The 13,761-nt window shown below is 61.4% G+C and carries 10 protein-coding genes; 4 read left to right on the top strand and 6 right to left on the bottom strand.

What is annotated here, in order from left to right:
- Positions 1 to 2 precede the first annotated feature (2 nt).
- From mapR to V3W39_RS18500, 3 genes are all read right to left on the bottom strand, one after another.
- Positions 3 to 1,412, bottom strand: a complete 1,410-nt coding sequence (mapR, locus tag V3W39_RS18490) for a GntR family transcriptional regulator MpaR (protein WP_177041721.1) — start codon at positions 1,410 to 1,412, stop codon at positions 3 to 5.
- Positions 1,413 to 1,578: 166 nt separating this feature from the next.
- Positions 1,579 to 2,994 (bottom strand): cytochrome c oxidase accessory protein CcoG, encoded by a 1,416-nt coding sequence (gene ccoG, locus V3W39_RS18495; protein ID WP_177041723.1) that lies wholly within the window; start codon positions 2,992 to 2,994, stop codon positions 1,579 to 1,581.
- A gap of 184 nt (positions 2,995 to 3,178) precedes the next feature.
- The gene (locus V3W39_RS18500) at positions 3,179 to 3,418 is read right to left on the bottom strand and encodes a DUF3203 family protein (RefSeq protein ID WP_330213089.1); all 240 of its coding nucleotides are present in this window, start codon (positions 3,416 to 3,418) and stop codon (positions 3,179 to 3,181) included.
- Between the two features lie 120 nt (positions 3,419 to 3,538).
- Between V3W39_RS18500 and V3W39_RS18505 the strand changes: the two genes are divergently transcribed.
- Entirely contained in the window at positions 3,539 to 4,033 is a 495-nt protein-coding gene (locus tag V3W39_RS18505; protein WP_010171626.1) for an MgtC/SapB family protein, read from the top strand.
- Here the strand turns inward: V3W39_RS18505 and V3W39_RS18510 are convergent.
- A complete protein-coding gene (locus V3W39_RS18510) occupies positions 4,030 to 4,587 on the bottom strand; it encodes a hypothetical protein (RefSeq protein ID WP_330213090.1) in 558 nt (185 codons plus the stop codon). The two genes, V3W39_RS18505 and V3W39_RS18510, sit on opposite strands and share 4 nt — an antisense overlap.
- Positions 4,588 to 4,763: 176 nt before the next feature.
- Positions 4,764 to 4,922, bottom strand: a complete 159-nt coding sequence (locus V3W39_RS18515; RefSeq protein ID WP_167664995.1) for a hypothetical protein — start codon at positions 4,920 to 4,922, stop codon at positions 4,764 to 4,766.
- Positions 4,923 to 5,127: 205 nt separating this feature from the next.
- On the opposite strand from V3W39_RS18515, the gene V3W39_RS18520 reads away from it, so the two are divergent.
- From V3W39_RS18520 to glgB, 3 genes are all read left to right on the top strand, one after another.
- Positions 5,128 to 7,125, top strand: a complete 1,998-nt coding sequence (locus tag V3W39_RS18520; protein WP_330213091.1) for an alpha-1,4-glucan--maltose-1-phosphate maltosyltransferase — start codon at positions 5,128 to 5,130, stop codon at positions 7,123 to 7,125.
- Between the two features lie 173 nt (positions 7,126 to 7,298).
- Positions 7,299 to 10,646 (top strand): maltose alpha-D-glucosyltransferase, encoded by a 3,348-nt coding sequence (gene treS / locus V3W39_RS18525; RefSeq protein ID WP_177041731.1) that lies wholly within the window; start codon positions 7,299 to 7,301, stop codon positions 10,644 to 10,646.
- Positions 10,643 to 12,877 (top strand): 1,4-alpha-glucan branching protein GlgB, encoded by a 2,235-nt coding sequence (gene glgB / locus V3W39_RS18530; protein ID WP_177041733.1) that lies wholly within the window; start codon positions 10,643 to 10,645, stop codon positions 12,875 to 12,877. The genes treS and glgB overlap by 4 nt, the downstream gene beginning before the upstream one ends.
- Positions 12,878 to 12,921: 44 nt before the next feature.
- Here glgB and V3W39_RS18535 read toward each other — a convergent pair whose 3' ends face one another.
- The gene (locus V3W39_RS18535) at positions 12,922 to 13,683 is read right to left on the bottom strand and encodes a PIG-L deacetylase family protein (RefSeq protein WP_177041736.1); all 762 of its coding nucleotides are present in this window, start codon (positions 13,681 to 13,683) and stop codon (positions 12,922 to 12,924) included.
- Between the last annotated feature and the right edge of the window lie 78 nt (positions 13,684 to 13,761).

The following is a 13,761-nucleotide window of genomic DNA, read 5'->3' on the forward strand; positions in this document are numbered from 1 at the left end:
CCTCAGAACGAACGCACAATCCGCCCCAGCGTCTCCATCGCCTTTTCACACGACTCATCCCACGGGCTGCCGTAGTTCAACCGAATGCAGTTCCTGAAGCGCTGCGTGGGCGAAAAGATCGGCCCCGGCGCAATGCTGATGCCCTGGGCCAGCGCCATCTGGAACAATTTCAACGAGTCGGTCTGCTCCGGCAACTCCAGCCACAGGAAGTAACCGCCAGCGGGCTGGCTGACACGGGTCTGCGCCGGGAAGTAGCGGGCGATGGCCGCAAGCATTGCGCTTTGTTGCTCCTCCAGCGCATACCGCAACTTGCGCAGGTGCCGGTCATAGCCACCGTGCTGCAGGTAATCGGCAATCGCCGCCTGGGCCGGCATCGAGGCGCACAGCGAGGTCATCAGCTTCAGCCGTTCGATCTTCTGCGCATATCGCCCGGCCGCAACCCAGCCAATGCGGTAGCCGGGGGCCAGGCTCTTGGCGAAAGAGCCGCAATGCATCACCAGGCCTTCAGTGTCGAACGCCTTGGCCGGTTTGGGCGCCTGTTGGCCGTAGTACAACTCGGCGTACACGTCGTCTTCGATCAGCGGCACCTGATGGCTGCGCAGCAACTCCACCAGTTCCTGTTTCCTGGCCTCGGGCATGGTTGCGCCCATGGGGTTCTGGAAGCTGGTCATGCACCAGCAGGCCTTGATCGGATAGCGTTCCAGGCTTTGTGCGAGCACCTTGAGGTCGATGCCGTCGCGCGGGTGTACGGGGATCTCCACGGCCTTGAGTTTCAGGCGCTCGAGGATTTGCAGGCTGGCGTAGAACGCGGGCGCTTCAATGGCCACCAGGTCGCCCGGTTCGGTCACCGCTTGCAGGCACAGGTTCAGCGCTTCAAGGGCGCCGTTGGTGATCAGCAGTTCTTCCATCGGCAGCATCAGCCCGCCCACCATGTAGCGCAGGGCGATCTGCCGGCGCAGCTGCGGGTTGCCCGGCGACATGTCGGTAACCACCATGCGCGGGTCCATTTCCCGGCTGGCACTGGCCAGGGAGCGGGCCAGGCGTTGCAGCGGGAACAGGGTGGGGCTGGGGAAGGCCGAGCCGAAAGGCACGGTTTGCGGGTCCTTGATGGAATCGAGCACCGAGAACACCAATTCGCTGACGTCCACTTCGGTGGACTCATGCACGTGGGCGCTCACCACCGGCTCGGAAAACGGGCTCGGCGCATGGGTGTTCACGAAGTAACCGGAACGCGGTCGGGCGCGGATCAGCCCGCGACGTTCCAGCAGGTAGTAAGCCTGGAACACCGTGGACGGGCTGACGCCGTAGGTCTGGCTGGCATAACGTACTGACGGCACACGCTGGCCGGGCCCGAGGACGCCGGAGCGGATCAGTTCTGCGATGTCGTCGGCGAATTTTTCGTAGCGTTTCATTGGGGCTCAGTGCGCTTGATACAGTTTTTGGAGTGAATACAGATCTAATGTGGGAGCTGGCTTGCCTGCGATAGCGGTCTTTCAGCTGGAAAAAGTGTGACTGATGCACCGCCATCGCAGGCAAGCCAGCTCCCACATAGAGTCCTCGTGATCTTCAATATCGGGTTTAACGATTCAACGGCGCCACAAACCGACTATCCGCCGCGCTATAAATCCATGGCTCATCCACATCCGACACCTTGAAGCGAATAGTCTGGGAACTGCTGGCCGGTTTGTCTGCGGTCATCGCCACCGACACCGGTACATCGGTAATCTCCCCCGGTGCCAGGCTGATGTCGGTCTTGCCCTGCAACTGGAAGCCGTCGCCATCCACCAGCTCCAGGCGATAATCCTGACGCTGCTGGGTCTTGTTGATGACCTTGAGGCTGTAGATGTTCTCGATCAGGCCTTCGCTGTTCTCGCGAAACATCCCACGGTCCTTGGTCACGTCCAGCGACACCATCGGCCGCTCCACCAGCGCCACCACCAGCGCACCGATCATGACCAGCAACACGGCACTGTAGCCGATCAGCCGTGGCCTGAGCAGGTGGGTCTTGCCACCTTGCAGCTGATGCTCCGAGGTATAGCTGACCAGTCCACGGGCATAGCCCATTTTGTCCATGATCGAATCACAGGCATCGATACACGCCGCGCAGCCGATGCATTCCATTTGCAGGCCGTCACGGATGTCGATGCCGGTAGGGCATACCTGGACGCACAGTTGGCAATCGATGCAGTCGCCCAGGCCGACATCCGCCGGTTGCACCTCACGTTTACGCGGGCCGCGATGCTCGCCGCGGGCCACGTCGTAGGAAATGGTCAGGGTGTCCTTGTCGAACATCACGCTCTGGAACCGCGCATACGGACACATGTGCATGCACACCGCTTCCCGCAACCAGCCCGCGTTGATGTAGGTGGCACCGGTAAAAAACAGCACCCAGAACAAGCTCACGCCGCCCATTTGCCAGGTCAGCATTTCTTCGGCCAACGGCCGGATTGGCGTGAAGTAGCCGACAAACGTCAGCCCGGTCATTACGCTGATGCCCAGCCACAGGGTGTGTTTGGCCGAGCGCCTGGCCAGCTTGTTCAAGCCCCAGGGCGCGGCTTGCAGCTTGATGCGCTGGTTTCGCTCGCCTTCGGTGACCTTTTCGCACCACATGAACAGCCAGGTAAACGAGCTTTGCGGGCAGGTATAACCGCACCACACGCGGCCCGCGAACACGGTGATCGCGAACAGGCCGAACGCACAGATGATCAACAACGCCGAGAGCAGGATGAAGTCCTGGGGCCAGAACGTTGCACCAAAGATATGGAATTTGCTTTCAGCCAGGTCCCATAACACCGCCTGCCGTCCGCCCCAGTTCAGCCACACGGTGCCGAAAAAGGCCAGGAACAGGAAGCCCGCGCCTGCCACACGCAAGGTACGGAACAGCCCAGTGAAACTACGGGTGTGAATCAGGTTATCGCTGGATTTGGCCTTCATCTTCTTTGGATGCGCAGGCTCATACACTTCTACGGTTCGGACGGGGATTCTATCGCTCATGGTCTTTCGCTCATCAGCCTCCATCAGGCAGATGAACTATGACCGGCGCTCTGTTTGCATAACAGACTCAGGTATGGCGATAAAAAGCGGATCAGATGGGCCGCCAGTACGACCCTGCGACAATGTGCTGCACCCTGTGGCACACGGGGTGCAGCGCTTTTCAGGCGGGGATGATCCAGGTCAATCAAATCACCGAATCACCAAAAGTAGCCTTCAGATGCTTACGACCGTCGGTGGCGCCTGCTACGGTCAATGCGTCCGCTTCTGCTTCGGTGATGTACACGCGCTCGCCGTTCAACTCGACGGCCGACATGGACTTGGCGCTGTCGGTAATCACAGTGACATCGGTGGCAGGCAGGCTTTTTTCGTCGCCGTGCTCATCGACCTTGAAGTAACAGGTCTGGTTTTCGATACGTACGGGCATGGTGCTGTCCTTTTCCAGGGGTACTGGGGGTTAGGCGTTGCCCGTGGCTGAATGGTTCTGCGCAACTGACTGACGGTCGGCGTTGTCCATCCCGTATCGACCTCTTGAAAGGACACGACCATGGACGCCTGGTGGCATGAAGTCTGGCAAACCCTGCAAGCGGAATTTGCGGACATCGGTGATGCCCGGCAACTGACACAGATCACCGTGCGGTTGCTGATTGCGGCCATTCTGGGCGGCATTCTCGGTTTTGAACGTGAACAGAAGGGTAAGGCCGCCGGGGTGCGCACCCATATGCTGGTGGCCATGGGGGCAGCGCTGTTTGTATTGGTGCCGAATTTGTCCGGCTCCCAGGCCGACGCCATGAGCCGCGTGTTGCAAGGCGTGATTGCGGGCATTGGTTTTCTCGGCGCCGGCACTATCCTCAAGGGCAAGGAAGACGAGGAGGGCCAGCACGTCAAAGGCCTGACCACCGCCGCCGGCCTTTGGATGACCGCCGCCATTGGCGTGGCGGCCGGGATGGGACGTGAGTCGACGGCGGTCTTGAGTACGGTGCTGGCACTGATGGTGTTCAGTGTGATGCCAAGGATTGTCAGGTTGCTGGAGAAGGATTAGCTGGAGCCCATCCCGGCATCAATGTTGTGCTTGCTGAGGCGCGCGCCCAGGTCTGTCAAGGTGTTAGCCATGGTCCCGGAGTGTCGAGCGCTTTGACGTGCCTGAGCCGCGGATTGGCGCCAGTTTGCCAAGGATTCCAGTATCGCGCTGTCGTCATCGGGGTCGGTTGCCATTTGAATGAGCATCTCGGTTTTTCGTTTTTGAGTGTCCTCATCGATCGCTTTTTCCATGGCTTGCGTGGCGGCGCTCAGTCCAGGGTTGATAGCGTCTTTATTCAACAACTCGCCGATATCCGTTAGCGTCCGGGCATTCTCCTGGGCATCGGGACCACGCAGCAGGGCGCTGATGTTCGCCGGGGTCAATAGATCACGGAGCTTGTTCAGGGTGTTGACGCTTCGTTGAGCGTCAGGATTGCGCAACAGCTGACCAATGTTGTCCTTGGTCAGTAGCGCTTTCAGGTCGTTAAGGGGGTGCCCGGTCGGGGGGCAGTTCGGGGGCAGCGCATTATGCAGACAGAGATGGTAGGCACTCGGCTGGGTATTGATCGTCGACATGATGTTTTCTCGCAGGATGATGAAATAAACGCTACATCCCGAGGGTGCGCGTTTTCCCGAGACAAGTCTTATGGGGCGAATAGGCTCTGACTCTAAGAGCCATCTCTGTTTCCGGTAGGAAGTTTCGGTTTTGACGATCGGCCTGGATCGTCAAAACCTAAACTGTCACGCTCGCTTCAGACAATCACTGGCGGCATCGTCGTCGGTGGTTCCTCCACCGGTGGTGGCTGAGTGCCAGGCGGTTCTTGCTCGGGAATCGGGTCCGGCTCGGTGGGTGGCAGGGTGGGCTTGTCAATGTTCGGGTCTGGGGTTTCAGCCGGAATCGGGATATTCATCGGTGTGGCCTCCTTTGTGCTTTGCTCTATCGGTGGACAATCGCGCGGTGTATTTGATTCCCCGCCCGATGGCGGCATATCCACCTGAACTTTTCACCGGCCGGCATGCTCGGAACCTAGACGGCCCTGCTCAGGGAGAGCGGCGTCGTTTCAGAATTTGAATCAGGCACAAGAGCGTCCACTGGGCGTTAAGGGGAGATGCTCGATGACTGCTGAAACACTGACCCAAGACGATTCAACCTCCACATTACCGCTGTCCCAGGCGCTGTTGCTGCCCAGGATTGCGATTGAAGGCACCACCCCGGTGATCGATGGCGGCGAGTTTGCGGTCAAGGCTGTGGTGGGCCAACGCGTCCAGGTCGCCAGCAAGGTATTCGCCGACGGCCACGACAAGCTTGCGGTAATGATCCGCTGGCGCCCGCGCAGTGAAGAAAGCTGGCACAGCGTGGTGATGACCGATGTGGGCAACAATGGCTGGGAAGGTGCGTTCACCGTGGCCGCCCAGGGCCCCCATGAGTATTGCATCGAGGCCTGGATCGACACCTTCGCCAGCTTCCGCTACGAATTGAGCAAGAAGCACGAGGCGGGCGTGCCGGTCAGCCTGGAATTGCAGGAAGGCCGCAGCCAGGTGCTGCAAGCCGCCGAGCGCAGCGACAACGAACTGCGCGACCGCCTGATGCTGCTGCATCACGAACTTTCGGGCCTGCTGGAAACCGAGCAGGTGGCGCTGTTCCTGCACGAAGACAGTGCACACCTGATGACCCAGGCCGATCATCGCGCCTATTTGAGCATCAGCCCGGTATTCCCGATTGATGTCGAGCGCGAGGCTGCGCAGTTCGCCAGCTGGTACGAATTGTTTCCGCGCTCGATCACCGACGATCCAGCACGTCACGGCACTTTTAACGACGTGCACTCACGTCTGTCGATGATCCATGACATGGGCTTTGATGTGCTGTACTTCCCGCCGATCCATCCCATCGGCCGCAGCCATCGCAAGGGCAAGAACAATTCCCTGACCGCCGGGCCGGATGATCCGGGCAGCCCGTATGCCATCGGCAGCGAAGAGGGCGGCCACGAGGCGATCCACTCGCAACTGGGCACTCGCGAAGACTTCCGCAACCTGGTCAAGGCCGCCGCCGACCATGGCCTGGAAATCGCCCTGGACTTTGCCATTCAGTGTTCCCAGGACCACCCGTGGCTCAAGCAGCATCCGGGCTGGTTCAACTGGCGGCCCGACGGCACCATCAAATACGCCGAGAACCCGCCGAAGAAATACCAGGACATCGTCAACGTCGACTTTTACGCGGCAGACGCCATTCCCAGCCTGTGGGTGGAGTTGCGTGACATCGTGGTCGGCTGGGTGGAAGAGGGCGTCAAGACCTTTCGCGTCGACAACCCCCACACCAAACCGCTGCCGTTCTGGCAATGGCTGATCAGCGATGTGCGCGCCAAATACCCTGAGGTGATCTTCCTCGCCGAAGCCTTCACCACCCCGGCAATGATGGCGCGACTGGGCAAGGTCGGTTACTCCCAGAGCTACACCTACTTCACCTGGCGCAACACCAAGGCCGAGTTGAGCGAGTACCTGGGCGAGCTGAACGAGTCGCCGTGGCGCGAGTGTTTCCGGCCCAACTTCTTCGTCAATACGCCGGACATCAACCCGGGCTTCCTGCATGTATCCGGGCGCGCCGGGTTTTTGATCCGCGCTGCGCTGGCCACCATGGGCTCGGGCCTGTGGGGCATGTACTCCGGCTTTGAACTGTGCGAGGCGGCCCCGGTGCCGGGCAAGGAAGAATACCTGGACTCGGAGAAGTACGAGATCCGCCCGCGGGACTTCACGGCGCCGGGCAACATCATTGCCGAGATCGCCCAGCTCAACCGCATCCGCCGGCAAAACCCGGCCTTGCAGACGCACCTGGGCTTGAAGCTCTACAACGCGTGGAACGACAACATCCTGTACTTCGGCAAGCGTAGCGAGGACGGCAGCAACTTCATTCTGGTGGCCGTCAGCCTCGACCCGTTCAATGCCCAGGAGGCGAACTTCGAGTTGCCGCTGTGGGAGCTGGGCTTGCCGGATGACGCCCAGACCCAGGGCGAGGACCTGATGACCGGCCACCGCTGGACCTGGTACGGCAAGACCCAGTGGATGCGGATCGAACCCTGGCACCAGCCGTTCGGCATCTGGCGCATTACCGTTTCCTGAATCGAACACCGATCTCCAAGACACCGGAGATCAAATGTAGGAGCTGGCTTGCCTGCGATAGCGGTCTTTCAGCTGGAAAAAGTGTGATTGATGCACCGCCATCGCAGGCAAGCCAGCTCCTACATTGATCGAGTTCCTTCAGGCAGATTTCTTAGAATTCCCAGGAGTTTCCAATGGCGAAGAAACCCAAGGCTGCCACCTTTATCAAAGACCCGCTCTGGTACAAGGACGCGGTGATTTATCAGGTTCACGTCAAATCCTATTTCGACTCCAACAACGACGGCATCGGTGACTTTCCCGGGCTGATCGCCAAACTCGACTACATCGCCGACCTCGGCGTGAACACCATCTGGCTGCTGCCGTTCTACCCCTCGCCACGCCGTGACGACGGCTACGACATCGCCGAATACCGCGGTGTGCACAGCGACTACGGGACCATGGCCGACGCCAAGCGCTTTATCGCCGAGGCGCATAACCGTGGCCTGCGGGTCATCACCGAGCTGGTGATCAACCACACGTCCGATCAGCATCCGTGGTTCCAGCGTGCGCGCAAGGCCAAGCCAGGCTCGGCGGCACGGGACTTCTACGTGTGGTCCGATGACGACCAGAAATACGACGGCACCCGCATCATTTTCCTCGACACCGAAAAGTCCAACTGGACCTGGGACCCGGTCGCCGGCCAGTACTTCTGGCACCGCTTCTATTCCCACCAGCCGGACCTCAACTTCGACAACCCGCAGGTAATGAAGGCCGTGCTGTCGGTGATGCGCTACTGGCTCGACATGGGCATCGACGGCCTGCGCCTGGACGCGATCCCGTACCTGATCGAACGCGACGGCACCAACAACGAAAACCTCCCCGAAACCCACGACGTGCTCAAGCAGATCCGCGCCGAGATCGACGCCAACTACCCCGACCGCATGCTGCTGGCCGAAGCCAACCAGTGGCCGGAAGACACCCAGCTGTACTTCGGTGACAAGAAGGGCGATGACGGCGACGAATGCCACATGGCCTTCCACTTCCCGCTGATGCCGCGCATGTACATGGCGCTGGCCCAGGAAGACCGTTTCCCGATCACCGACATTTTGCGCCAGACCCCGGAAATCCCGGCCAATTGCCAATGGGCAATCTTCCTGCGCAACCACGATGAACTGACCCTGGAAATGGTCACTGATAAGGAACGTGACTACCTCTGGAACTACTACGCCGCCGACCGCCGCGCGCGGATCAACCTGGGGATTCGCCGCCGCCTGGCGCCGTTGATGGAACGTGACCGCCGCCGCATCGAGCTGCTCAACAGCCTGCTGCTGTCGATGCCCGGCACGCCGACCCTGTACTACGGCGATGAAATCGGCATGGGCGACAACATCTACCTCGGTGACCGCGACGGCGTGCGCACCCCAATGCAATGGTCCATCGACCGCAACGGCGGCTTCTCCCGTGCCGACCCGGCCAGCCTGGTGCTGCCGCCGATCATGGACCCGCAATACGGCTACCAGTCGGTGAACGTTGAAACCCAGACCCAGGATCCGCACTCGCTGCTGAACTGGACCCGGCGCATGTTGGCCGTGCGTAAACAGTCGAAGGCTTTTGGTCGCGGCAGCCTGAAAATGCTCTCGCCCACCAACCGCCGCATCCTGGCTTATACGCGTGAATACGTGGGTGCCGACGGCAAGAATGAAATCATCCTGTGCGTGGCCAACGTGTCCCGCAGTGCCCAGGCGGCCGAGCTGGACCTTTCGGCATTTGCCGGCATGGTCCCGGTGGAGATGCTCGGCGGCAATGCGTTCCCGCCCATTGGCCAGCTGAATTTCCTGCTGACCCTGGCACCGTACGGCTTCTATTGGTTCGTGCTGGCGGCGGAAAACCAGATGCCGAGCTGGCACGTGGAACCGGCGCAAAGCATTCCGGACTTCACCACCCTGGTGCTGAAAAAACGCATGGAAGAACTCCTCGAAGCGCCATGCCGTACCACCCTGGAACAGAATGCCTTGCCGGCGTGGCTGCCCAAGCGCCGCTGGTTTGCCAGCAAGGACACGGCGATCGACGGCGTGCACATCGCCTACGGCGTGCGCTTTGGCGACCCGCAGCATCCGGTGTTGCTCAGCGAAATCGAAGTCACCAGCGCCGGGCAGGTCAGCCGCTATCAACTGCCGTTCGGCTTCCTCGGCGAAGACCAGTTCACCAGCGCGTTGCCGCAACAGCTGGCACTTGCCCGTGTGCGGCGGGTGCGCCAGGTCGGCCTGGTGACGGACGCCTTCAGCCTCGACACCTATATTCGTGCGGTGATCCAGGGCCTGCAGGCCAACACCGTGCTCAGCTCCACCGATGGCGAGATTCGCTTCGAGCCCACGGCGCAGTTGGCCAAACTGGAGTTGAACGACGAATCGGAAGTGCGCTACCTCGCGGCCGAGCAATCCAACAGTTCGGTGGTAGTGGGCGGCAGCCTGGTGCTCAAACTGATCCGCAAAGTCAGCGCCGGGGTGCACCCCGAGCTGGAAATGGGTGCCTACCTGACCGAAGCCGGCTATGAACACATCTCGCCGCTGCTGGGCTCGGTGATTCGCCACGATGCCGAGGGCCAGGACAACCTGTTGATGATTGCCCAGGGTTACCTGAACAACCAGGGCGATGCCTGGAGCTGGACCCAGAACAACCTGGAACGGGCGATTCGCGACGAACTGGCCGAAGCCATCTCCGAGCAGGAGCAGCACTACAACGCGCTCGGCGAACTGGCGGACTTCGCCGGCTTGCTCGGCCAGCGCCTCGGTGAAATGCACCAGGTGCTGGCAGCGCCGACCACCGACAAAGCCTTCAAACCCGAGGTGACCTCGGTCAAGGACAGCCAGGCCTGGAGCAAGCAGGTGGGCGCGCAAATCGACCGCGCCTTGCAGTTGCTCAAACAGCATCAAACCCGGTTGAACCCTGCCGACCAGGCGTTGGTCAGTGCTTTACTGGATCAGAAAAAGGCCATCGCCAGTTACGTCCAGGACCTGGCGAAAGCCACGGTGGGCGGGTTGCGCATTCGCGTGCATGGCGACCTGCACCTGGGCCAGGTACTGGTGGTGAAGGGCGATGCCTACCTGATCGACTTCGAGGGCGAACCGGCGCGGCCACTGCATGAGCGTCGCGGCAAGCACAGCCCGTACAAGGATGTGAGCGGGGTGCTACGGTCGTTCGATTACGCGGCGGCCATGGCGGTGAATGTGCAGGGCGTGGACCAGTCACCCGAGGCCAATGCATCACGGCAGCGGGTCGCGGATCGCTACTTGCAGGAGGCCAGGCAGGCATTTATCCAGGCTTATCACGGGGCTACGGCTACACTGGCCCATGACTGGCAGGATGCCAAGGGCCAGGACGCTGCGCTGGCGTTGTTCAGCCTGGAGAAGGCCGCGTACGAAGTGGCCTACGAAGCAGAGAATCGCCCGAGCTGGTTGCCGGTGCCGTTGCAAGGTTTGCACGGGCTGCTCAGTGGGTTGAAACCATTATCGAAAACTGCACGCGGTGGGGAGACGTCATGAGTTTTACAAGCAAAGAACCGCTGCAGCCAAAGTTGAGTGTGATGCCTGCTGCCAAGGACATCGAGGCGCTGGTGCGCGCTGAGCATCACGACCCGTTCTCGATCCTCGGGCCCCATGATGACGAGCAGGGCGGCCAGTTCATTCGCGCCTTCCTGCCTGAGGCCTTGAGCGTCCAGGTGTTGGCCCGCGACAGTGGCGAGCACATCGGCAGCCTTGACGCGACTCACGTGCCGGGCCTGTTTGTCGGGCATTTCGGCAGCCGCCAGGCGTACTTGCTGAAGATCCAGTGGGCCGGTGGCGAACAGATCACTGAAGACCCTTACAGCTTCAGCCAGCTGCTGCTGGGGGAGATGGACCTGTACCTGTTCGCCGAAGGCAATCACCGCGACCTGAGCAGTTGCCTCGGTGCGCAGGTGACCAGCGTCGACGGCGTCCAGGGCGTGCGCTTTGCGGTATGGGCGCCGAATGCGCGCCGGGTATCGGTAGTGGGCGACTTCAATATCTGGGACGGCCGCCGTCACCCGATGCGCCTGCGGCACCCGTCCGGGGTCTGGGAAATCTTTATCCCGCGCCTGCAACCCGGCGCTGCCTACAAGTATGAAATTCTCGGGGCCCACGGGATTCTGCCGCTCAAGGCCGACCCGATGGCCCTGGCCACGCAGATGCCACCGGACACGGCCTCCAAAGTCGCTTCGCCGCTGCAGGTCGACTGGCAAGATGAAGCCTGGATGCAGTCGCGCAGTGAACGGCAAAAGCCCAGCGCACCGCTGTCGATCTACGAGCTGCATGCCGGCTCGTGGCAGTGTGAGCTGGACGAAGTCGGCGAAGTGGCCCGCCAGTACAGTTGGCGCGAGCTGACCGAGCGCTTGATTCCGTATGTGCAGCAACTGGGCTTCACCCATATCGAGCTGATGCCGATCATGGAGCACCCGTTCGGCGGCTCCTGGGGCTACCAGGCCCTGTCACAATTTGCCCCGACGGCGCGCTTCGGCTCGCCGGACGACTTCGCGTTTTTCGTCAATGCCTGCCACCAGGCGGATATCGGCGTGATCCTCGATTGGGTGCCGGCGCATTTCCCTACCGATACCCACGGCCTGGCGCAATTCGACGGCACCGCGCTGTACGAATACGCCAACCCGCTGGAAGGCTTCCATCAGGATTGGGACACCCTGATCTACAACCTCGGCCGCACCGAAGTCCATGGCTTCATGCTGGCGTCGGCGTTGCACTGGCTCAAGCACTTCCATATCGACGGCCTGCGGGTGGATGCCGTGGCCTCGATGCTGTATCGCGACTATTCGCGCAAGGCCGGTGAGTGGGTGCCGAACCGCCATGGCGGGCGTGAAAACCTTGAAGCCATCGACTTCCTGCGTCACCTCAACGACGTGGTGGCCCTTGAGGCCCCCGGTGCGCTGGTGATCGCCGAGGAGTCCACCGCCTGGCCGGGCGTGAGTCAGCCCACCCAACAAGGCGGGCTGGGGTTCAACTACAAGTGGAACATGGGCTGGATGCACGATTCGCTGCATTACATCCAGCAAGACCCGGTGTACCGCGCTCATCACCACAACGAGCTGAGTTTCGGCCTGGTGTATGCCTGGTCCGAGCGCTTTATCCTGCCGATTTCCCACGACGAAGTGGTGCACGGCAAACACTCGCTGATCGACAAGATGCCCGGTGACCGCTGGCAGAAATTTGCCAACCTGCGGGCCTACCTCAGCTTCATGTGGATGCACCCGGGCAAGAAGCTGTTGTTCATGGGCTGCGAGTTTGGCCAATGGCGCGAGTGGAACCACGACCAGCAACTGGACTGGTACCTGCTGCAATACCCGGAACACCGGGGCGTGCAGAAACTGGTAGGCGACCTCAACCGCCTGTACCGCGAAGAACCGGCGCTGCACGACCAGGACGACGCGCCTCAGGGCTTCCAATGGCTGATTGGGGATGACGCCATCAACAGCGTCTACGCCTGGCTGCGCTGGAGCAAGGACGGCCGGCCGGTACTGGTGGTGGCCAACTTCACGCCGGTGCCGAGGGAGGCCTACCAGGTAGGCGTACCGTTCGCCGGGCGCTGGAGCGAAGTGATCAACAGCGACGCCGATACCTATGCCGGTTCCAACTTCGGCAACGGTGGCGGGGCGTTTACGGTGGAAGAGCCCAAGCATGGGCAGCCGTTGTCGCTGTCGTTGAATTTGCCGCCGTTGGGCGTGCTGATCCTGCGCCCGGAAGGCTGATTTCCACAGCAGGGACGCGGGCTTGTCCGCGTCCTTGTCACTCCCTACAAAAACACAATCTCATAGGGCTCGCGCATGCGCTCGAGCAGCACTTGGGCCAAGATTGGCGCCAGGCCGATTTCCGGGTCACCGGCCAATTGGCTGGCATAGGCGTGGGCGGCATGCAGCTTGCGAGCGACGCTCCAGGTATCGAGCCGTACTTTGCGTGCACGTTGCCAAGGGATCGCAGCTGTATCCCGCAAGGGCCAGTGCCACGCCCAGATCGGCAACTCGTGCAGGTGTATGCCTTTGAGCGCACAGGCTTTGGCGGCAGCGCGGCCTACGGCCTCATGGTCGTCGTTACCGTCGTTGCGCCAGGTGGTGAACACCACGTCGCCGGGTTGCAGGTAGCGTGCGATGAACTGGCTCATCTGCTGCTCTCGCGCCGACAGGGCGTTGTCGGCAAACCCGCCGCGAATCCATTTCAGGCTGTGCAGGGGCACACCCAGGCGGCGCAGGGCCTCGACACTTTCCTGGGGCCGCACCACGCTCAGGCGTTTGGCCGGCCACACGCTGGAGCCCGGATGGCTGGCGCTGCCGTCGGTGATGGAGATCAGTTGCAGGGCATATTCACGGGTGCTGAGCAATTGCAGCAGGCCGCCACAGGCGATCACTTCATCGCCGGGATGCGGCGCGATGACCACCACGCGGGCGCCTTCGGGCACCAGGGTTGCGGGGTTGATGGCAGGGATTTGCGCGAGTTGCGGGGCGCTGTTCCAGATTTGCGCGGGGCCCCGGCGGCTGTCAATTAACGGTGCTGGTTTCATGGGTGTCACGTCCTTGTTCATCGGTGGTGCAGGCCGTACCCCGTTGACGGGACGACTCTTGTTGGTCCGCGAGCGTCA

It is taken from the genome of Pseudomonas sp. Z18(2022) (genome assembly GCF_036346535.1).
Lineage (GTDB): Bacteria > Pseudomonadota > Gammaproteobacteria > Pseudomonadales > Pseudomonadaceae > Aquipseudomonas > Aquipseudomonas yamanorum_A.